This window comes from uncultured Winogradskyella sp., assembly GCF_947498345.1.
Lineage (GTDB): Bacteria > Bacteroidota > Bacteroidia > Flavobacteriales > Flavobacteriaceae > Winogradskyella.
Map to the genome: position 1 here is coordinate 494,104 of NZ_CANMJY010000001.1, position 20,089 is coordinate 514,192.

20 protein-coding genes are annotated in these 20,089 nt (G+C 33.8%); 6 read left to right on the forward strand and 14 right to left on the reverse strand.

The genetic code is table 11. From position 1 onward, the window contains the following. Window positions 1-4: 4 nt before the first annotated feature. The 4 genes from Q0912_RS02245 to Q0912_RS02260 form a co-directional block, all read right to left on the reverse strand. On the reverse strand, window positions 5-583 hold the full coding sequence (locus Q0912_RS02245) for a sigma-70 family RNA polymerase sigma factor (protein ID WP_299111553.1): 579 nt from the start codon (window positions 581-583) through the stop codon (window positions 5-7). Window positions 584-677: 94 nt separating this feature from the next. After that, a complete protein-coding gene (locus Q0912_RS02250; RefSeq protein WP_299111555.1) occupies window positions 678-1,292 on the reverse strand; it encodes a hypothetical protein in 615 nt (204 codons plus the stop codon). Window positions 1,293-1,296: 4 nt separating this feature from the next. Then, window positions 1,297-2,913: a hypothetical protein gene (locus Q0912_RS02255; protein ID WP_299111557.1), complete on the reverse strand. Its 1,617-nt coding sequence runs from the start codon at window positions 2,911-2,913 to the stop codon at window positions 1,297-1,299. 28 nt (window positions 2,914-2,941) lie between these two features. After that, on the reverse strand, window positions 2,942-3,700 hold the full coding sequence (locus Q0912_RS02260; RefSeq protein WP_299111559.1) for a hypothetical protein: 759 nt from the start codon (window positions 3,698-3,700) through the stop codon (window positions 2,942-2,944). A gap of 90 nt (window positions 3,701-3,790) precedes the next feature. On the opposite strand from Q0912_RS02260, the gene era reads away from it, so the two are divergent. Both era and Q0912_RS02270 read left to right on the forward strand, forming a co-directional pair. Next, complete coding sequence (gene era / locus Q0912_RS02265; RefSeq protein ID WP_299111897.1) at window positions 3,791-4,672, forward strand: GTPase Era; 882 nt, start codon at window positions 3,791-3,793, stop codon at window positions 4,670-4,672. An 82-nt stretch (window positions 4,673-4,754) separates the two neighbouring features. Next, a complete protein-coding gene (locus Q0912_RS02270) occupies window positions 4,755-6,272 on the forward strand; it encodes a choice-of-anchor I family protein (RefSeq protein WP_299111561.1) in 1,518 nt (505 codons plus the stop codon). A 59-nt stretch (window positions 6,273-6,331) separates the two neighbouring features. Here the strand turns inward: Q0912_RS02270 and Q0912_RS02275 are convergent, their stop codons facing one another. Continuing rightward, complete coding sequence (locus Q0912_RS02275; RefSeq protein WP_299111563.1) at window positions 6,332-6,850, reverse strand: GTP-binding protein; 519 nt, start codon at window positions 6,848-6,850, stop codon at window positions 6,332-6,334. An 86-nt stretch (window positions 6,851-6,936) separates the two neighbouring features. On the opposite strand from Q0912_RS02275, the gene der reads away from it, so the two are divergent. Continuing rightward, window positions 6,937-8,241, forward strand: a complete 1,305-nt coding sequence (der, locus tag Q0912_RS02280; RefSeq protein ID WP_299111565.1) for a ribosome biogenesis GTPase Der — start codon at window positions 6,937-6,939, stop codon at window positions 8,239-8,241. A 15-nt stretch (window positions 8,242-8,256) separates the two neighbouring features. After that, the gene (locus tag Q0912_RS02285) at window positions 8,257-10,698 is read left to right on the forward strand and encodes a T9SS type B sorting domain-containing protein (protein WP_299111567.1); all 2,442 of its coding nucleotides are present in this window, start codon (window positions 8,257-8,259) and stop codon (window positions 10,696-10,698) included. A gap of 46 nt (window positions 10,699-10,744) precedes the next feature. Here Q0912_RS02285 and Q0912_RS02290 read toward each other — a convergent pair whose 3' ends face one another. The 6 genes from Q0912_RS02290 to Q0912_RS02315 form a co-directional block, all read right to left on the reverse strand. Next, window positions 10,745-11,365: a hypothetical protein gene (locus Q0912_RS02290; protein WP_299111569.1), complete on the reverse strand. Its 621-nt coding sequence runs from the start codon at window positions 11,363-11,365 to the stop codon at window positions 10,745-10,747. Window positions 11,366-11,505: 140 nt separating this feature from the next. Further along, window positions 11,506-12,336, reverse strand: a complete 831-nt coding sequence (locus Q0912_RS02295) for a TPM domain-containing protein (protein WP_299111571.1) — start codon at window positions 12,334-12,336, stop codon at window positions 11,506-11,508. After that, window positions 12,336-12,773 (reverse strand): TPM domain-containing protein, encoded by a 438-nt coding sequence (locus Q0912_RS02300; RefSeq protein WP_299111573.1) that lies wholly within the window; start codon window positions 12,771-12,773, stop codon window positions 12,336-12,338. The genes Q0912_RS02295 and Q0912_RS02300 overlap by 1 nt, the downstream gene beginning before the upstream one ends. A gap of 12 nt (window positions 12,774-12,785) precedes the next feature. Beyond that, a complete protein-coding gene (locus Q0912_RS02305) occupies window positions 12,786-13,406 on the reverse strand; it encodes a LemA family protein (protein WP_299111575.1) in 621 nt (206 codons plus the stop codon). 11 nt (window positions 13,407-13,417) lie between these two features. Further along, on the reverse strand, window positions 13,418-13,747 hold the full coding sequence (locus tag Q0912_RS02310) for a MerR family transcriptional regulator (RefSeq protein ID WP_299111576.1): 330 nt from the start codon (window positions 13,745-13,747) through the stop codon (window positions 13,418-13,420). A gap of 1 nt (window position 13,748) precedes the next feature. After that, a complete protein-coding gene (locus tag Q0912_RS02315; RefSeq protein ID WP_299111578.1) occupies window positions 13,749-14,720 on the reverse strand; it encodes a M23 family metallopeptidase in 972 nt (323 codons plus the stop codon). A 129-nt stretch (window positions 14,721-14,849) separates the two neighbouring features. Here Q0912_RS02315 and alaS point away from each other — a divergent pair, with 129 nt between their 5' ends. Together alaS and Q0912_RS02325 are read left to right on the forward strand one after the other, a co-directional pair. After that, window positions 14,850-17,465, forward strand: coding sequence for an alanine--tRNA ligase (alaS, locus tag Q0912_RS02320; RefSeq protein WP_299111579.1), 2,616 nt, complete (start codon window positions 14,850-14,852; stop codon window positions 17,463-17,465). 52 nt (window positions 17,466-17,517) lie between these two features. Beyond that, window positions 17,518-18,471, forward strand: coding sequence for a GSCFA domain-containing protein (locus Q0912_RS02325; protein ID WP_299111582.1), 954 nt, complete (start codon window positions 17,518-17,520; stop codon window positions 18,469-18,471). 57 nt (window positions 18,472-18,528) lie between these two features. On the opposite strand, the gene Q0912_RS02330 is transcribed toward Q0912_RS02325, so the two are convergent. From Q0912_RS02330 to Q0912_RS02340, 3 genes are all read right to left on the reverse strand, one after another. Next, window positions 18,529-18,903 (reverse strand): HEAT repeat domain-containing protein, encoded by a 375-nt coding sequence (locus Q0912_RS02330; RefSeq protein ID WP_299111583.1) that lies wholly within the window; start codon window positions 18,901-18,903, stop codon window positions 18,529-18,531. A gap of 325 nt (window positions 18,904-19,228) precedes the next feature. Further along, complete coding sequence (gene coaD / locus Q0912_RS02335; RefSeq protein ID WP_299111584.1) at window positions 19,229-19,687, reverse strand: pantetheine-phosphate adenylyltransferase; 459 nt, start codon at window positions 19,685-19,687, stop codon at window positions 19,229-19,231. Then, on the reverse strand, window positions 19,687-20,088 hold the full coding sequence (locus Q0912_RS02340; protein ID WP_299111587.1) for a hypothetical protein: 402 nt from the start codon (window positions 20,086-20,088) through the stop codon (window positions 19,687-19,689). Before Q0912_RS02340 ends, coaD begins: the two co-directional genes overlap by 1 nt. Window position 20,089: the final 1 nt, after the last annotated feature.

Below are 20,089 nucleotides of genomic sequence, written 5' to 3' on the forward strand. Positions count from 1 at the left end.
GCTATTAATTATTTTTTAGGGCTATTTGTCTTAATTTCTGCATACAACGGTATTTTTTATTCCGAGTAGAAGCTGAATCTAATGCTAACTCTTCAGCAATAAGATTCATAGACTTTTTTTCAAAATAAAACTTACGCAGTAAGCTTTTACATGCATTACCTAAATTTTTAAAGGCTAACATTACATCTTCTAATCGTTTGTCTTTTAATATGTCATCATTAATACCATTGTTTTCTTCATCTTTTATTTCAAAATGGTGTAATTGGGAAACTACAATAGTTTTTTTAAAGCCTTGAGAGCGAAGCACATCCATCCATTTATTTTTGGCAATAGTATACAGATAACCGTTTATTGACGATTCGTTATTTGGTATAAACTTGTTTTGTTTAATATTCTGCCAAACGGCTAAAAACGCTTCTTGATAAATATCCTTAGCATGTTCTATAGTACCGTTATTTTTTAAAATTAATGCTTCAATTTTTGGGTAGTTAGTGTTATAGATACTATTTAAAGTATCCGAATCATTAGCCTTAATTGCACTAATTACTTGTAATTTATAATCCGTTTGGTATGCTTCCCTCATGTTAATAGCTAGACACAAGAAAGATACGATTAATTCATTTTATTACAAATGCAAGACTATTAAGTGAGTTTTTAAACGACAAATTACTTTTTTTCTATTTATCTAGCATGTTTTTGCTAGCCCAACCACCTCCAACTATAAAAAGTAATATACCAGCCCAACGTATAAAATTGAAACCAGAGGAAGGTGCATCCATATCAAACTCAAATACAGTTTTTCCAAATGCATTTTTATCAGTTTTTATATTTTTGGCGTCTTCAGGTAGTTCTATAATATAAGTTTGTTGCAAATTTCCACCATATTCAGGTGGGCTACTGACTAACATGTATTTTGTTTCTGATAGTTCTGTGAGTTGGGCATCCTTCTGTTCCGTGTCAACAATCCATTTACCACGCTTGTTAATTTCACAAACACCATAAGCATTGAGACTTAAGTTAAACGAACGATTCATATCGTCTTTTTCTAGTTTAAAGTCGTCGAGAAAGTAAGCAGGCATGCTACGTTCTATATCGCGTTTTAGTGCCGAGGGATTATTACCATAGTTACTATTCCATATTTGCCACTCCTGGGCTTTCATGGTCATTGATATATTGAGTTTTGCATTACCCACTTCATTAATTTTCATTTCTATTTTTTGCTGACTTTGGCTGTATGCTCCTATACTAGATAATAAAGCAATACACACTATTAAATTTATTATTGATTTCATAATTTTACTTAATACTATTATACACTTGATTTATAATTCCAGAATTTTGATTATACATATAATCTTGTGTGCCTACAGCGACAATTCTAATACCTCCTTGCCGTCTAAGGACCTTACCGATCCAGCTAAAATTTCCATTAGCAGAATAGGTTTGTCCTGCCAAAGTATTGCCATTGATTTGATAGTCGACTTGCATACCATAACTAGAGAAATATTGATTTATAGTTGCCATACCTTGTTGTGCGTTAGAAACAGCAATATCATAAATAGTTACTGTTGTCATTTGGTCTGGTGCAATGACTTGTGCTGTTACTATAGGCATTTGTGGTAAAGGATGCATCATAGTTTGCCAACCGTTAGGAATAGAAAAAGATAATGCATTGTTATTAGTGCGAATGCCAGGTTCTGGAACTCTGATTTTCGGATCTCTAGGGCTATTGGGTTGTACTAGACTATTTCCAGACCATGATGCAACAATGTTATCTACTTTTTTGCGCATAAAGTCGTTATCTTTTAAATCCATTGAAGTGACACCTTGCGCATTTACATTATGTATATCTACAATGGTATATCTAGGGTCTCCTGCTTGTGATTTTTGTATAAACTCATTGAGTTGTTTTTGCCCTTGATTAAATGCCTCTTCCGCAGTCATAATGTTACCTAAACCTTCACCACCAATTCCAGTAGCCTCAATTGCATAGTATTGACCATTCATCCTAAAACCAGGATACGCATGGCCAGGTACCATGTAAACAATTGGATCAATACCAGCTGCGGAAAGTACACTGGCATAAAGCACACTCAATTCTATACAAAGACCTGTATTACCAGTAATTACCTCTCTTGGTAAACGTACTTGTTGTACAATACTTTGTACATCTTCTGTAGATTTAGGAATTCCTTTAGTACCGCTATATACCATGTGCGACTTTCGGGTGGCTTCATATATACCTGCCAAAAAACGAACAGCATCTTCAGGTTTTTGAGTTACTGAAGCTGCTTCACCTTTTAATAATTTTTCCTGAAGATTTTGTGTGTAATATTTTACTATCGGGTCATTTGGAGTTACAAAACATGCTATAAGGGCGTCGTTATCGTACATGTCTGCCCACGAGCTAATCTCTTCAGATTTAATACCAGTATAGACATACTCATTTCTGTTGGTAAGTTTAAAAGTAAAATCCTCTTCGATGATATCATCATCTTCAGCACCATCCCACGATATTTCAATTTCGGTTTTTTCAACAGATTCTGTTGTTTTTTCTGTGATGTCGTTCTTAAGTTTAGGATAACATGGTACTACTAAAGTTTGCCCTGGGAACATCTCACCAGAAACTGTGAGCTCTGTCCAGTCTACATAATTAGGAATACGATACTTAACTGTAACATCCTCCAAAGTTTCTGAAGTATTATTGGTAATTTTTGCTTTAAATAGATAGTACTTTCCGTCCATGGCATCAGGATTTGCATATACTCTGTGCGCAGCTGGCATTATAAATGAAGCTTTATCAATGCTAATGTCTATATCATCAACATTAACTTGTTTTGAGCGCATAAAACTCAATGCAATTAAGACAAGACCTATTAGACCTATAACTAAAGGAATGGCAAGTTTTTTCATAATTAGATGGTTTTTGAATTTATTGTTATTAAGGTACATTAGGATTGTTGTCATCTGGGTCTCTTAGAATGTCAAAGCCGTCCATATCGTTGTCTACGATACCACCACTTTCATTAACATATAACTGATAATTTATTGGTAAAAACGTATTGGCAACTTGGGTGTCATATTCTGCCTCAGGAGCTGTTGTAACTGAAGTAGTTATATAAGTAGAACCTGCGGCATAAGTGGTAATTACCCATACTTGTGCTATTCTTCCATTAAAGCGAAGCATTCTTGCATTAAATTCCATAGGAATGGTTGCAAAAATTTGCTGTTTAAACTCAGAACATAAAACTTCGGGTGTACCGTTGAATTCATAAAACGCAAAAAGATTATTTATTTCATTGGCAATAAAATTTTGTGAAGGTATTTGTTGACCAATAACAGAACTAGAAGGAATCCATCGAAATAAAACAGCATTGTCATTTCTAAAAACATTGACACCAATAGTTTGAGTTTGTGGGTCTGTAAGCTCAAAAGCGGTAAATCCTTGTGGTATTGTAAACCCCAATAAAGGTTGCAGGCTATGAATAAATTGTTGTCCAGGATTTTGTATTACAGGTACCTGAGATAAACCAGTAGGTTTTGCATTAGCAAAATCCCAATATAGACCAGTGTAGCCTATAGCATTATCACAGCTAGATTGTCTATTATCTATATTTTGGTCATTATTGTCGTCTTCGGAAGAGCACGATAGCAATGTTGCAGAAAAAAATAAAAACACTAAAATTATATGTAGTCTCATAAATAAAATAAGTTTTGGTTATTTCCTTTATATCGAAAAGGTTTTATAATGTCATCATTTAAACCACTACCTTTGTCAAAAAAACATTTAATGCATAAAGCAGGTTTTGTAAATATTATTGGTAACCCTAATGTTGGTAAATCCACATTGATGAATGCGTTTATTGGCGAAAAGCTATCTATAATAACATCTAAAGCGCAAACAACGAGACATCGAATTTTGGGTATTGTTAACGGTGATGACTTTCAAGTGGTTTTATCTGATACGCCTGGGATTATAAAACCAGCATATGAGCTTCAAACTTCGATGATGGATTTTGTGAAATCTGCCTTTGAAGATGCTGATGTTTTAATTTATATGGTAGAGATAGGAGAGAAGGAATTAAAGGATGAGGCATTTTTCAAAAAAATTACAAGCTCTAAAATTCCTGTACTGTTATTATTAAATAAAATAGATAATTCTAACCAAGAGCAGCTTGAAATGCAAGCAGAACTATGGCAGCAAAAAGTACCAAATGCTGAGTTTTATCCTATTTCTGCACTTAATGGATTTAATGTTCATAATGTGTTTAACAGAATTATAGAGTTACTCCCAGAATCACCTCCTTTTTACCCTAAAGATCAGTTAACCGATAAACCCGAACGTTTTTTTGTTAATGAAGCGATTAGAGAAAAAATCTTAATGCATTACAAAAAAGAAATTCCTTATGCTGTTGAGGTTGATACAGAAGAGTTTTTTGAAGAGCAAAATATTATTAGAATGCGCTCTGTAATTATGGTAGAGCGCGAAACCCAGAAAGGTATTATTATTGGTCATAAAGGTTCTGCGTTAAAACGTGTAGGTGTTGAAGCTCGAAAAGATTTAGAGAAATTTTTTGGTAAACAAGTGCACTTAGAGCTTTATGTAAAAGTTAATAAAAATTGGAGAAGTGATCAAAGACAACTGAAACGTTTTGGTTACAATCAGAAGTAAGAGATAATCTTACCTTATAGTTTCAATAACGTTTAATTAAGCTTTGGTTTAGATTTTTGTGGCTAATCAAATATCTAAACCAATGAAATTTTTTAAAAAATTAGTATTACTAGCTATTTTAAGTATAGCTTTTTCTTGTCAGGATGATGACGATTCTCAACAAAACCCAATTAATACTGAAGTTAATTTTCAATTTAAGACTACAATTAATGTTGGTGGTGAAGGTGCTTCAGAGATTAGTGCTTTTGACCCATTAACATCCAGACTATATACGGTTAATGTTGAGTCTAATGAAATAACAGTTAACAACATTAATAATCTTGATGCGGTAACTTCAGAAAATTCAATAAATCTCGATGCTTATGGCGCACCAAATAGTATTTCTATTAATAATGGAAGGTTAGCTGTAGCTGTTGAGGCAAACCCAAAACAAAACCCTGGATCTGTTTTGCTTTTTGATACGGCTGACAATACTTTAGTAAACCAATATACAGTTGGAGCACTCCCAGATATGGTGACGTTTTCAGCAGATGGAAAACTTTTGTTAGTCGCAAATGAAGGTGAACCAAATGATGATTATACTAATGATCCATTAGGAAGCATAAGCATTATAGAGGTCGCTTCTGATGTAGTAACTACTTTAGACTTTATGTCATTTAATGGACAAGAAAGCATTCTGAAAAACCAAGGCTTTAGAGTATTTGGGCCTAACGCAAGTTTGGCTCAAGACGTAGAGCCAGAATATATTGCAGTATCTGATGATAATACTACAGCTTGGGTGTCCTTGCAAGAAAATAATGGAATAGCAAGAATAGATCTTGTATCAAAAACCATTATAGCTATTTACCCATTAGGACATAAAGATTATAGCTTAGCAGGTAATGAAATAGATGCAAGCGATGAAGATAATATAACACAACTTAGAAATTGGCCAGTCTATGGAATGTACCAACCAGATGGTATTACTCATGTTTCAATCAATGGTATAGATTATGTTATCTCTGCCAATGAAGGAGATAGTAGAGAGTATGAAGGTAATCCTGGGTATGTAGGTGAAGATAGGGTAAAAGATATAAATTTAGATACGGCTATTTTTTCTGAATCAGAAGATTATCAGAATGATGCAAATTTAGGACGCCTAAAAATTGCTTTAAGTGAGGGAGATATAGATAATGATGGAGATTATGAGGCTTTGTATTCTTATGGAGCTCGATCATTTTCAATATGGTCAGCTAATGGTGATTTAGTTTATGATAGTGGTAATAATATTTCGCAAAACATATTGAATATAACACCAGATGCTTTTGCCGATAATAGAAGTGATGACAAAGCAGCAGAACCCGAAGCAGTAGAGGTGCTAAATATAGGTAACGAACGGTATATCTTGTTTGTTGGTTTAGAACGTACAGACCAAGTTATGGTTTATGACATTACCAATCCTTCTTCACCTAGCTTTTTATCTATTCTTTCAAGGAATGGGGATGAAGCACCAGAAGGATTATTAGTAATACCAAGAACAGAAAGCCCAAACGGTAAAGATTTATTAGTGGTTTCTAATGAAGATAGCGGAACAGTAACTATTTATGAGAATAATCAATAGGGAATAAATCAAAATCATACAAAGGCTTTAAGAAATTAAAGCCTTTCTTATTACGTTATCTATATAGATGAAATACTTTTACTACGTAAAGTATCTCTCATAAAATGGTGCAACTCGTGCATTTGTTCCATACCAGCTTTTTTACCTATGCGACCACTAAAATAAAGCACAAACCAAATAACAATCATTAACATTGCCAAAAATAACTGAATAGCATAATTGCTTTTCAGTGACCAATTTACATATGCCCAAATAGAAAACCCTATAAAAAGACCTGCGACTATAAAATGAAAGAACATAAACATAGTCCATACAGTTGGGTTGGGACCAAATAGACCGTAAATCATACTCGTATTTTTGTCATCGTAATCTTCATTGATTTCAAGATGTAGTTGTGGTGACCAGAAGTGTTGTTTAACTTTTGGGATTTTAATAAAAACATGATCGTCTACCCGAGTTACTATAAAATCTGATTGCTTTTTACCTTTATTTTCAAATAGAGACAATAAAGATTTGTTATCGTCATTTACACTAAACCTAAACCTAGGTCTTAATACAACCTCATTAGAAAGTTTCATATCTATCTATAATAGACTTCAATTTACATATTTTCTTTTAATCTTATTCTAGGATTATATACTACCTTTGCATCAATATTTAAATTATGGGAAATATAGTTGCTGTAGTTGGGAGACCTAATGTTGGGAAATCCACGTTTTTTAACCGCTTAATTAAAAGACGTGAAGCTATTGTTGATGCCGTAAGTGGTGTTACCAGAGATCGTCATTATGGTAAGACAGATTGGAATGGAAGAGAATTTTCCTTAATTGATACTGGTGGTTATGTTGTTGGTAGTGATGATGTGTTTGAGGCAGAAATCGATAAGCAAGTCGAGTTAGCTATAGACGAAGCTGATGCTATAATATTTATGGTAGATGTCGAAACTGGTATTACAGGTATGGATCAAGATGTGGCTAATTTACTTCGTAAGGTGAAAAAGCCTGTTTTTTTGGTTGTTAATAAGGTGGATAATAATAAACGTGCAGAAGACGCTGTAGAATTTTATTCTCTTGGATTGGGTGATTATTTTACCATTGCAAGTATCAATGGAAGTGGTACAGGCGATTTGTTAGATGCTGTTGTTGAAGCCTTACCAGAAAAAGAAGAGGTAGAAGAAGAACAACTCCCGCGTTTTGCTGTAGTAGGACGACCAAATGCTGGAAAATCATCTTTTATTAATGCACTTATAGGCGAAGAGCGCTACATTGTAACAGATATTGCTGGTACAACAAGAGATTCTATAGATACAAAATACAACCGTTTTGGTTTTGAATTTAATTTGGTAGACACAGCAGGTATTCGTCGTAAATCTAAAGTAAAGGAAGATCTGGAGTTTTACTCTGTAATGCGAAGCGTTAGAGCCATAGAACATAGTGATGTCTGTCTTTTGGTACTTGATGCTACGCGAGGTTTCGATGGACAGGTGCAAAATATATTTTGGCTGGCAGAGCGCAACAGAAAAGGCATTGTCATTTTAGTCAATAAATGGGACTTGGTAGAAAAAGAAACCAAAACAGCAAAGGAATTTGAGAAACACATCAGACAAGAAATAGCACCCTTTACAGATGTGCCAATTATCTTTATTTCGGTATTAAACAAACAACGTATCTTCAAAGCTATTGAAACCGCTGTCGAAGTATATAAAAATAGAACAAAACGTATTAAAACTAGTGTGCTTAATGATGTGTTATTGCCTATAATAGAACATAACCCGCCACCAGCATATAAAGGTAAATATGTAAAGATTAAGTATATTATGCAATTGCCAACACCGCAACCGCAATTTGCATTTTTTTGTAACCTACCACAGTATATCAAAGAACCTTATAAACGCTTTTTAGAAAATCAGTTAAGAGATCATTTTGATTTTCATGGTGTACCAGTTAGTGTTTACATGCGCAAAAAATAGTATTTTTACATAGCTATGTTAAGAAGATTAAGGCTACATATTCTTTATTTGGTCTGTGCTTTTGTAGGCTATATAGGTTTTGCTCAAAACCCACCTAATATATCTGCAATAGGAAATCAGCTCTATTGTGGTGCGTCACCGATGCCAATTGTTACAGATGTATCTATATCAAATTCTTCTAACAATAATATGTTAGACGAAGTTTTTGTGCAGATAGCAACAGGTTATACTATTGGAAATGACGTCTTGTCATTGAGTGGTAGTCACCCTAATATTTCTGCATCTTGGTCTATCGGTGAAGGCTTACTAACACTTACCGGACCTGCAAGTACTGATGCTTTTGAAAATGCTATAAGAGATATTAGATTTCAAACCACAGCTAATAATTTCACACAAGACAAGTTTTTTTCGATAAACCTTGGTGAAGCTAACTTTCTTCCTGCTACAGGTCATTATTATATTTATGTTGCTAATGAAGGTATAACATGGACTGAAGCTCGTCAGGAAGCATCTCAACAAACCTATTTTGGTCTGCAAGGCTATTTAGCAACAATCACTACAGAAGAAGAAGTGCAGTTGACAGGCGAACAAGCTCAAGGGACTGGCTGGATAGGTGGGTCTGATCAAGCTACCGAAGGTATATGGAGATGGGAAACAGGCCCTGAAGCAGGACAAGTATTTTGGGAGGGACAAGTAAACGGAAGTGCTCCTGATGGGATGTTTGCATTTTGGAATACAGGTGAACCTAATAGTTTTGGTGATGAAGATTATGCACATATAACTGCGCCTAATGTGGGCATTCTGGGTTCTTGGAATGATTTACCAGTTCAAGGTGAAGAAGATCCTGATAGTGCTTATCATCCTCAAGGCTATGTAGTAGAATTTGGAGGCATGACCAATGACCCTAATATCAATGTGTCAGCTAGTGTAGTTATTGTAATGCCAAAAACTACTATTACTACAAATAGTTTGTGTGATGAAGGTGCTGCACAAATCAATTTAACAACCAATACAGATGAGGTATTGTGGTATGCATCATCAACTTCGACTGAAGTTATTAATACAGGGCTTTCTTATGAAAGCTTTATAAATGCCACTACCACTTATTATATTTTATCTTTATTTTCAGGTTGTACAGAAGGAAATAGAATTCCTGTGACGGTAGATGTGTTTGAGTTACCAGTGGCCAATGCTATTACAATTATACAATGTGATGATGAAGAGACTGATGGTATTTCAAATTTTAACCTCAATAATTATAGAAATGATATTATCAGAGATGAACAAGGACTAATAAACCCTAATTGGAGCATTACTTTTTTTGAGGATGAAAACCTTACAACTCCAATTGATGGTGATAATTATACAAATACAACTAATTTTCAGATTGTTTATGCTCAAGTTTTAGATGAACTTACAGGTTGTTTAAGTATGTCTGAAATCACCTTACAAGTTAATACTTCTGATGGTGTAGTTGTTAATCTTGAAGTATGTGATGATTTTATTGTAGATGGATTTGCTTTTTTTGATTTAACAGAGGCAGATAGTCAAATATTGGACACCGCTCCTGTCAATGCTACGATTAGCTATTACGTAACCTATAACGAGGCTTTATTAAGAATTAATGAGATTACGGATGACTATTTCAATGAAGTTGCTTATAACCAAACCGTATATGCAAGAGTAGATATAGATAATGCATGTTACTCTATAAATGAGGTTAACTTAACGGTAAAGCCATTGCCAAATGTAACTCAGTATGAAGAAGTATACTATTGCTTAAACAACTTTCCTGAGTTCATTACTTTAGACGGTGGAATTGTTGATGATATTCCCAATAACTATGCATACGATTGGTCAACAGGAGATACAACAATACAAATAGATGTTAATCAAATAGGAACTTATGAGGTCTTTGTAACCAGACCAGCTGGTTGTACCAACAGGAGAACTATTGTTGTTTTACCATCAAATACAGCCATTATTGAAACGATTGAAATTACAGATATATCCGATAATAATACAATTACGGTATTGGTTTCAGGAGAAGGGGAATACGTTTATGCACTCGATGATGAAAACGGAATCTATCAAGAGTCTAATACATTTGAAAATGTTTTGCCTGGTATTTACACTGTGTATGTAAAAGATATAAAGGCAAATTGTGGTATTGCTGCTGAAGCGGTTTCGGTATTAGGATTTCCTAAGTTTTTTACACCTAATAGTGATAACGTGAATGATACCTGGCAAATTCTAGGGTTTTCTGAACAGTTTCCAGTAACTGAGAGTGTCGAGATTTTTAATCGTTATGGTAAAATTATTACAGTACTAAACGAAAACAATCAAAAATGGGATGGTAAATATAATGGTAAATTGTTACCTACCGACGACTATTGGTTTGTAGCCAAACTTGTTGACGGTAGAACAATTAAAGGTCATTTTACGTTAAAACGTTAGTTTTTAATTAGATTCTCTGCAATAAAGCTTGTCTCTAGATGAAATTTCACTCTAAAGCTTTTTGTTTTAGCCTGGCTCCTTTAATTTTAGATACTACTATCCACGTACTGTTTTGCAATATTTTATAGTTCCAGTCAAAACTATTTGCATTAATATTAAAAAAAGTGATTTTCCAGTTTAAGGACTGATCATGCATTACTATTTCTTGTAAAGAGCTATTATAATTGGCTTGCCAAATAGGTGACATAGTGTTTTTTCTATTATCTAACCATACACATTGCCACTGACTTTGCTGAGGATTATACAACCTCATATTAATTCCGTTAAAATCTCTACCGAGAATAGTTGTGTTATTGGTGCTATCAATAGCTTTTTCTGTCCATGTATCTTCAATAGCATAGCCATCTAATGTATATTTAAATACCCATTTGGCCTTACTTTTATGCCAAGTTGAGTCTGGTAATAAATCGTAGGATGTGCAATCCCATTGTCCTACTAATTGACCAAATTGAAGCGTTTCAGGTGGAGCATTTGGGTTGAGTTCACCGAAAGTGATTTCGTTATTCGTTTTTTCTAAATGAGGAGGTTTATTATAAATAAATAATGTATAGTATAAGGCTAGTAGCGTTAGGAGGAATAATATAAAAAAAACGTTTTTAGATTTCATCGCCAAAATTTTAAAGCAAGTAACTTATAAAACCAAAAACAAGAGTAAATATTTACAAGTATTAACTTAAATAAACGAAAGTAAAATATTGTAGAAAAGTAAAATTGAAATAGACAACTAGGAAGACTTGTATTTATCCTCTACCAACCACCAGAGGCACCTCCACCACCAAAACTTCCGCCGCCAAAGCCACCACTAAAACCACCACCACTAGAGCTTCCGCCAAAACCGCCAAACCCACCAGAAGATGATCCTCTGGAATAACTTCCGCGTCCCATATTGCTTAGAATTATTGCCTCAAGAATGCTTTTGGTGTCATCAGAACGATTACCACGATTTCCGCCTTTACCACCTCCTCTTCGACTTTTAGAAATGGCAATAATGATAATGATGAAAATGATGAATAAGAAGATAAAGATACCAAAAGGAAAGTCAGTGTCATTACTTTGCTGCGAGCTTTTGTATTCTCCTGCCATCACTTCGAATATAGCATCGGTTGCACGGTTCAACCCACCATAATAATCATTGCGTTTAAAGTAAGGAATAATATCTCTATTAATAATGCGTTTACTTATAGCATCAGTAAGTAAATGCTCAATACCTTTACCAGTATTAATGCCTATTTTACGGTCGTCCTTAGCTAAAAGAATTAAAATACCATTGTCTTCATTTTCTTGACCAATTCCCCATTTTTCACCCCATTGAGCACCAAGATAATTGATGTACTCACCTTCTGTTGAACTAATAATTGCTATGACTATTTGTGTTGAGGTTGTGTCTGCATAGTGTATTAGTTTTTGTCTTAGGTATTCTTTTTCTGAAGCGTTTAATAATTTAATCTTATCATAAACTATATAGTTCTTCTCTACTTCCTCTGGGTTAGTAGGCTTTGGTGGAATTTTATATTGTGCAAAGCCATTAAAAGAATAGGCTAAACAAATAAGAAGAATTATGTATTTGAGTCTTTGCATCAGCCTTTAGATATTGAGTTATCTAATTCATTTCTATCACCATGATCCCAGGGAAAATATTTAGAAAGCACCTTACCAGCTTCTTTTACTCCATCAATGATTCCTTGCTTAAAATTACCAGACTTAAATTGTATGGAGATTTTATCGCGTGTAGAATTCCAAAAATCTGTATCAACGACATTGTTAATGCCTTGGTCACCAAAAATAACAAAGGCTTTATTATCAACTGCCACATAGATGAGTACACCATTTTGCTGTTTAGTATTATCCATTTTAAGAATATGAAACACATCTAGTGTACGTTCGTATACATCGATATCGCATTGTTGCTCTATATGCACACGAATCTCACCAGAAGTCTCACGTTCAGCAAGTCGTATAGTCTCAACGATTTCCTGTTCTTCTTTTGCGGTAAGGAAATCTTCAATGTATGGCATGATGTAATTTTATTAAAAATCGAATTCTACGTCAGGTGCATTTTTACTTCCTGGGTCAGCTTTATAACGCGGCATCTCTTCAAAACCAAACCATCCGGCAAATAGTTTTCCAGGAAACTTAGTAGTATGTTTGTCATAGATATTCACTTTTTCATTATATCTATCTCTGGCAACATTAATGCGATTTTCGGTTCCTTCTAACTGACTTTGCAATTCTAAGAAGTTTCGATTCGCTTTTAGTTCTGGATAGCGCTCTACCGAGACTAATAATCTAGATAATGCACCAGTCAATCCAGTTTGTGCTTGTTGAAATTGTGCTAGATTTTCAGCGGTTATGTTACTGGCGTCTATAGTTGTCGATGTTGCTTTTGCTCTGGCTTCTATAACTTCTTTCAATGTCGTTCTTTCAAAATCAGCAGCACCTTGAACGGTTTTTACTAAGTTGCCAATAAGGTCGTTTCTACGTTGGTAAGAACTCTCTACATTAGACCAGGCCGTTTTTGCATCAGCTTCATATTCAACAGCTGTATTATTAAAGTTATAAGCAAAAGAACCAACAATTAGGGCTAATACAATTAATACTACAACTACTATTCCTGTACAGCCTAATCCTGCTAAATATCTTTTTTTCATAATGATAGAGTTTAAAGTTGCGTTTTTATTTTAATGAGTTGCGCTTTAATGCTTTCGAGCTTTTCTATAATTTCAAACTTTTCTAAGGATTGTTTTTTTTCTTCTTTTAAATGGGTTTTTGCCCCTTCTAAGGTAAAGCCACGCTCCTTTACCAAATGATAGATAAACTTAAGGTTTTTTATGTCTTCAGGAGTGAACTTTCGGTTGCCTTTGGCATTTTTCTTAGGCTTAATAACATCAAATTCTTTCTCCCAAAAACGAATCAATGAGGTATTAACATTAAAGGCTTTGGCGACTTCACCAATACCATAATAGCGTTTTTCTGGTAATTCTATTTGCATCTTAATCGAGAGATTGGTTTTCTAATGACGCTTTTTTGAGTAATATGTCAAATTCTAGAGGTGATAAATTACCATAGTAGAAATTAATTGGGTTGATACGATCACCATCTTTAAAAATCTCATAATGTAAATGTGGAGCTTCTGAGCGCCCGGTACTACCAACATAACCAATTAAATCACCGCGTTTTACACGTTGATTAACACGCACGTTATATTTGTATAAATGTGCATATAGAGACATATAACCATAATCGTGATCGATACGTATATGCTTACCATAACCCGACGAACTATTATCAGCACGTTTTACAATACCATCTCCTGTGGCATAAACAGGTGTGCCACGTGGTGCCGTAAAATCCATACCAAAATGAAATTTTCGGGCTTTTGTAAATGGATCAGTTCTATAACCATAACCCGATGCCATTCGTGTTAAATTTTCATTGTTTACGGGTTGTATGGCTGGTATGGCTTCTAAGAATTTTTCTTTGTCTTCTGCTAACTTTGCAATTTCATCTAAGGATTTAGATTGCACAACAATGGCTTTTTCGAGTATGTCTAAACGTTTATTACTTTCTGCTATCAATTGTGAATTATCAAAACCTTCAAATTTTTTGTAACGGTTAATACCGCCAAAACCTGCACGTCGTTGTTCTTCAGGTATAGGGTTGGCTTCAAAATACAATCTGTATATGGCATTGTCACGTTCTTCAACATTCTCTAAAGCAGCAATAGCATCATCCATACGTTTGTTTAACAATTCGTATTGTAGTTCCATATTCTGCAATTCTCTGGCTAACTGACGTTCTTTTGGCGATTCAATATAACTGCTTGCAATCGCAAAGCACAAAAAACCAAACAACGCTGCAGCTAAAAGAAAAACGGTAGCATACTTAAATGTCGTCCTTTTTTTTCGCTTTATTTTACGGTAAGAAAGCGTTTCTGAATCGTAATAATATTTTACCTTAGCCATGTTTTAATTTATGCTATTTTTGCAGCTTAGGACTCGATATGAGCCTCGATTTTATTCGCAAAACAACCAAAGATAAAAATTGTTTTGCAATTGTGGTAATTAAAACGAAACAAGCTATAATTTCAGTATATGAAGTCTCAAGATATTCGTACAAAGTTTTTAAACTTCTTTGAAGGGAAGCAACATCTCATTGTACCATCTGCACCTATGGTATTAAAAGATGATCCAACTTTAATGTTTGTAAACTCAGGTATGGCACCATTTAAAGAGTATTTTCTTGGTAATGCAGATCCTAAGAAAAATAGAATTGCAGATTCTCAGAAATGCCTTAGAGTTTCTGGTAAGCATAATGATCTGGAAGAGGTGGGTTATGATACTTATCATCATACCTTATTTGAGATGTTAGGGAACTGGAGTTTTGGTGATTATTTTAAAAAAGAAGCCATTGCTTGGGCCTGGGAATTATTGACAGAGGTATATGGTATTAATAAAGATATTTTGTATGTCACTGTTTTTGAGGGTAGTGACGATGCTGATAATTTAAAAATGGATCAAGAGGCCTATGATTTATGGAAAGAATTCATTCCAGAAGATCGTATCCTCATGGGAGATAAAAAGGATAATTTTTGGGAAATGGGAGATCAGGGTCCTTGTGGACCATGTAGCGAAATACATGTCGATATCCGTTCTGCTGAAGAAAAAGCTAAAATCGATGGGAAGTCTTTAGTAAATATGGATCATCCTCAGGTTGTAGAAATCTGGAATTTGGTCTTTATGCAATACAATCGTAAAGCTAATGGTACTCTAGAGAGTTTGCCTAATAAGCATATTGATACAGGGATGGGTTTTGAACGTTTGTGTATGGTGCTTCAAGGCGTACAATCTAACTATGATACAGATGTTTTTACACCTATTATTAGGGAGATTGAAACCATTACAAATAAGGATTATGGTGAAGATGAAAAGGTAGATGTTGCAATTCGTGTAATTTCTGACCATGTTAGAGCTGTAGCATTTTCTATTGCTGATGGACAGTTACCGAGCAATACAGGTGCTGGGTATGTGATTCGAAGGATTTTACGTCGTGCTGTACGATATGGTTTTACGTTCTTAGATAAAAAAGAGCCCTTCATATATCGTTTGGTTGATATCTTGAGTAAGAAAATGGGACCAGCTTTTCCTGAAGTTAAGTCTCAAAAACAGCTTATTGAAAATGTGATTAAAGAAGAAGAAACGTCTTTTTTAAGAACTTTAGAACAAGGTTTAGTTTTATTAAATAAAATAGTTAAAGAGACTAAAGGAGATATAGTTGATGGAGAAAAAGCCTTTGAATTATACGACACCTATGGATTTCCAATAGATTTAACCGCTTTAATCTTATCAGAAAAGAATTTAAAATTAGATGAAAAGGGTTTCAATGAGCATTTAGAAAAACAAAAGAGCAGATCTAGAGCAGCTAGTGAAATGTCAACAGACGATTGGACCATTTTGCATCAAGATGAAGTTGAAGAATTTATTGGTTATGATACTTTAGAAGCACATGTAAAGATTACACGTTATCGTAAAGTTGTTTCTAAAAAAGATGGTGAAATGTACCAACTTGTTTTTAACGTCACACCATTTTATCCTGAAGGTGGTGGTCAGGTAGGTGATAAAGGTTACTTAGAAGATGATCACGGAGATGTTGTTTATATTTTAGATACTAAAAAAGAGAATAATGTAATTATTCACTTTTCTAAAAATTTACCAAAGCATAAAGATGAGGTTTTAAAAGCAGTTGTTGATGTCAAACAGCGTTACAGAACAGAGTGCAATCATACAGCTACACATTTATTACATCAGGCATTGCGTGAAGTTTTAGGAACTCATGTAGAACAAAAAGGCTCTGCAGTAAACTCTAAATATTTACGGTTTGATTTTTCACATTTCTCTAAGTTAACTGTTGAAGAATTAAGAGATGTAGAAAACTTTGTAAATGCCAGAATTGAGGGTAAATTAAAATTACAAGAAAACAGAAGCATAGCTAAAGAAGAGGCTATTGCAGAAGGAGCTATGTCTTTATTTGGTGAAAAGTATGGAGATACTGTACGTACAATTAGATTTGGACAATCCATTGAGCTATGTGGCGGAACTCATGTGAAAAATACTGGAGATATTTGGCATTTTAAGATCACTTCAGAAGGTGCTGTAGCTGCTGGTATTCGTAGAATTGAGGCTATAACCAATGATGCTGTTAAGGATTTTTATTTTGAAAATAACAGAGCTTATTTTGAAATGAGAGATTTGCTTAATAATTCAAAAGAACCTGTAAAAGCATTGCAAAATTTGCAAGCTGAAAATGCTGATTTAAAGAAGCAAATAGAACAGCTTCTTAAGGATAAAGCCAAGAATGTTAAAGGAGAGCTCAAAAACCAAATTACAGAGCTCAATGGTGTAAACTTTATTGCCACGAAAGTAGAATTAGATGCTTCTGGTATCAAAGACTTGAGTTTTGAATTAGGTGGCGAAGTGGATAACCTTTTTGCTTTATTTGGTGCAGATACTAATGGAAAGGCCATTTTATCGTGTTACATTTCAAAAAATCTGGTTACTGAAAAAGGCTTAAATGCTGGGCAAATTGTAAGAGAACTTGGTAAATATATCCAAGGAGGAGGAGGTGGTCAACCATTTTTTGCTACGGCAGGAGGGAAGCATCCAGCTGGAATTGAAGAAGCCTTAAAAGCTGCTAAAGGTTATATAGAATAAGCTTTGTTATTCTGAACATGTTTTTTCAGGATCTCGATCTCATATAGAAGAAATGAAACTTCAAACTCAAATACCACTCAAGCCACAGAGTCATAATCAAATAGATTATAACTCTAAAGTTTTACTATTAGGTTCATGTTTTTCAGAGAATATTGGCAGTAAGTTTGAATATTTAAAGTTTCAATCTCAAACTAATCCTTTCGGAATTTTATTTCACCCTTTAGCTATTGAAAATCTCATTACCAGAGCAATTAATGAAGATTATTATTCAGAGGATGAGCTGATTTTTCATAATGAACAATGGAGTTGTTTAGATGCACATTCAAAGTTAAATTCTACTTCAAGAGATGATTTACTAAAACGCTTAAATAAGCAAATCGATGTAACAAATCAACAGATCAAAGACTCAACTCATATCATTATTACTTTAGGCACAGCATGGGTTTACAGATATCTTGCATCAGATAGAGTAGTTGCTAATTGTCACAAATTACCTCAAAAACAGTTTTTAAAAGAGTTATTATCTGTAGAGCAAATAACAGAAGCGCTAGAGGCAATTATTGCTTTAGTAAGACGTATAAATTCTGACACGAGTTTTGTATTTACAGTTTCACCTGTGCGTCATCTCAAAAATGGTTTTGTTGAGAATACGCAAAGTAAGTCGCATTTAGTAACAACTATTCATAACATTGTTGAGCCGAGAAAAAGGCAGTATTATTTTCCGTCCTATGAGATTGTAATGGATGAACTACGAGATTATCGTTTTTATAATACAGACATGGTTCACCCAAATAATGTAGCAATTGATTATATCTGGGAAAAATTTAAAATGGTATGGTTGACTGAAGAAGCTCAGAAAATCAGTGAACATGTTGCTTCAATTCAAACTAAAAAATCACATCGACCATTCAATCCCAATTCTGAAGCACATCAGCAATTTTTAGAAAAGCTTCAAATAGAAACGGATGCACTATGCGCTAGGTTTCCACATTTTAAATTTGAATAAAGTTAAGCTTAGCGAATGGGCCTTTTTAAGCGTTCCTTAACCATTTCAAAACTTTTTTTACTTGAACGTTTTAGGAGATTTGTTTTTTTGCTTTTCTTCTTTAGTTCTTATTTTTTTAACCCAATTAAAGCGTTTACGAGTAATTGAAATCATTAACTCATTAGAGCATCCTAAACTTTCTAAGGCGTTTAACGCTGTAATAGATACATTCTGAATTTTATTATGCATTGCTACTAATAAAATTGGTATGGATGATGCTTGCCCGACTTGCTCTAATGCTTTTGCAGTTAGTAATCGTGTTTTATAATTACCATGTTTTAGGGCATATTCTAATTTGGTAACAGCATAAGTGCTACACCAATGCATAATAGTATCTTCTGAAGGTTGAATTAACTTTAGTTTAAAGAACATGTATGTAAATTGATGTAACATGAGTTTTTATGACTTATTAATTATATGTAAGAACTTATAAAGTTTTGTTACATAGGAAATGTTAATGCTTATTACATTTAATCCTTTAAAATGTCAATTAATCGAGAAAAAGCACAGTTTTTGTTAAATAGCTTTATATTCAATATGCTATTAATCAATTTTCAAGAAAGCATCGGTTATTTTTTCTGTAAAGTATACAGAATTTATCTGATGCTTTTTTTTGTTTCTTATAGGAAAATAATTATCTAATGAGAATTATAATGGTACTATTTTTCAATACATCTTCTTGAGGCAGCTTTTATAGAGGTTTTAAATACTGAGTAGGTTAAGAATTTATCCTCACGCTATCAGGGACTAACTTAGTATAATCTCCATGATTTCTAATAACATCCCTAACAATTGAAGACGAAATATATGATGTGCTCGCAGCAGTTAAAAGGAATACAGTTTCAATTGGTGCTAAATCTCTGTTGGTATGGGCTATAGCTTTTTCAAACTCAAAATCAGCAGGATTTCTTAGCCCCCTTAAAATAAATTCAACATTGTTTTTTTTACAAAAATCTACGGTAAGCCCTTTATAAGTAACTACTTTTACTTTTGGCTCGTCTTTAAAAGCATCCTTAATAAATTGCTGACGTTCGTCTAACGAAAACATATATTTTTTATCAGCATTGATGCCAATGGCAACAATAACCTCGTCAAAAAGTTTAACACTACGTTTTATAATATCATAGTGTCCTAAAGTAATGGGATCAAAAGACCCTGGAAATATAGCACGTTTCATTAGTCTGATTTATTTAATAAAGATACAAAACCGTGAATGGATACGCCAGCTAAAATTAGATATAAACTGAATCTTGATATCTGTCGCTCTATTTGGTCAGTGGGCAATTCAGAAAAGAATGAATAAATAATAAGTGTTGAAGCTACAATAATTAAGACCGAACCTAATACTTGTAATTTTTTTAATAGGGTTCTGCTACTGAGCTTAAAATAAGCACCAAGAGCTAGATTAATAAGTCCAAAAAGAAGAATGTATAAGTGCCCTGCTCTAAAAAGTGCCCTACTCATTAATTCCATATCTTTTAAATGGTTAAACTTATGGTGCATATATTGTCCGGTAAGTAAAAAAATGACGATGATTAATATACCACCAAAGAGATGTGTTTTTTTTAAAATTGACATC

Excerpts from the sequence above, each read along its gene's own strand:
- Q0912_RS02315 (WP_299111578.1), bottom strand. The coding sequence starts at position 14,720 with ATGGCTAAGGTAAAATATTATTACGATTCAGAAACGCTTTCTTACCGT.
- der (WP_299111565.1), top strand. The coding sequence starts at position 6,937 with ATGGGAAATATAGTTGCTGTAGTTGGGAGACCTAATGTTGGGAAATCC.
- alaS (WP_299111579.1), top strand. The coding sequence starts at position 14,850 with ATGAAGTCTCAAGATATTCGTACAAAGTTTTTAAACTTCTTTGAAGGG.
- Q0912_RS02250 (WP_299111555.1), bottom strand. The coding sequence starts at position 1,292 with ATGAAATCAATAATAAATTTAATAGTGTGTATTGCTTTATTATCTAGT.
- Q0912_RS02245 (WP_299111553.1), bottom strand. The coding sequence starts at position 583 with ATGAGGGAAGCATACCAAACGGATTATAAATTACAAGTAATTAGTGCA.
- Q0912_RS02260 (WP_299111559.1), bottom strand. The coding sequence starts at position 3,700 with ATGAGACTACATATAATTTTAGTGTTTTTATTTTTTTCTGCAACATTG.
- Q0912_RS02285 (WP_299111567.1), top strand. The coding sequence starts at position 8,257 with ATGTTAAGAAGATTAAGGCTACATATTCTTTATTTGGTCTGTGCTTTT.
- Q0912_RS02325 (WP_299111582.1), top strand. The coding sequence starts at position 17,518 with ATGAAACTTCAAACTCAAATACCACTCAAGCCACAGAGTCATAATCAA.
- Q0912_RS02340 (WP_299111587.1), bottom strand. The coding sequence starts at position 20,088 with ATGTCAATTTTAAAAAAAACACATCTCTTTGGTGGTATATTAATCATC.
- Q0912_RS02330 (WP_299111583.1), bottom strand. The coding sequence starts at position 18,903 with ATGTTACATCAATTTACATACATGTTCTTTAAACTAAAGTTAATTCAA.
- coaD (WP_299111584.1), bottom strand. The coding sequence starts at position 19,687 with ATGAAACGTGCTATATTTCCAGGGTCTTTTGATCCCATTACTTTAGGA.
- Q0912_RS02270 (WP_299111561.1), top strand. The coding sequence starts at position 4,755 with ATGAAATTTTTTAAAAAATTAGTATTACTAGCTATTTTAAGTATAGCT.
- Q0912_RS02295 (WP_299111571.1), bottom strand. The coding sequence starts at position 12,336 with ATGCAAAGACTCAAATACATAATTCTTCTTATTTGTTTAGCCTATTCT.
- Q0912_RS02275 (WP_299111563.1), bottom strand. The coding sequence starts at position 6,850 with ATGAAACTTTCTAATGAGGTTGTATTAAGACCTAGGTTTAGGTTTAGT.
- Q0912_RS02300 (WP_299111573.1), bottom strand. The coding sequence starts at position 12,773 with ATGCCATACATTGAAGATTTCCTTACCGCAAAAGAAGAACAGGAAATC.
- Q0912_RS02305 (WP_299111575.1), bottom strand. The coding sequence starts at position 13,406 with ATGAAAAAAAGATATTTAGCAGGATTAGGCTGTACAGGAATAGTAGTT.
- Q0912_RS02290 (WP_299111569.1), bottom strand. The coding sequence starts at position 11,365 with ATGAAATCTAAAAACGTTTTTTTTATATTATTCCTCCTAACGCTACTA.
- era (WP_299111897.1), top strand. The coding sequence starts at position 3,791 with ATGCATAAAGCAGGTTTTGTAAATATTATTGGTAACCCTAATGTTGGT.
- Q0912_RS02255 (WP_299111557.1), bottom strand. The coding sequence starts at position 2,913 with ATGAAAAAACTTGCCATTCCTTTAGTTATAGGTCTAATAGGTCTTGTC.
- Q0912_RS02310 (WP_299111576.1), bottom strand. The coding sequence starts at position 13,747 with ATGCAAATAGAATTACCAGAAAAACGCTATTATGGTATTGGTGAAGTC.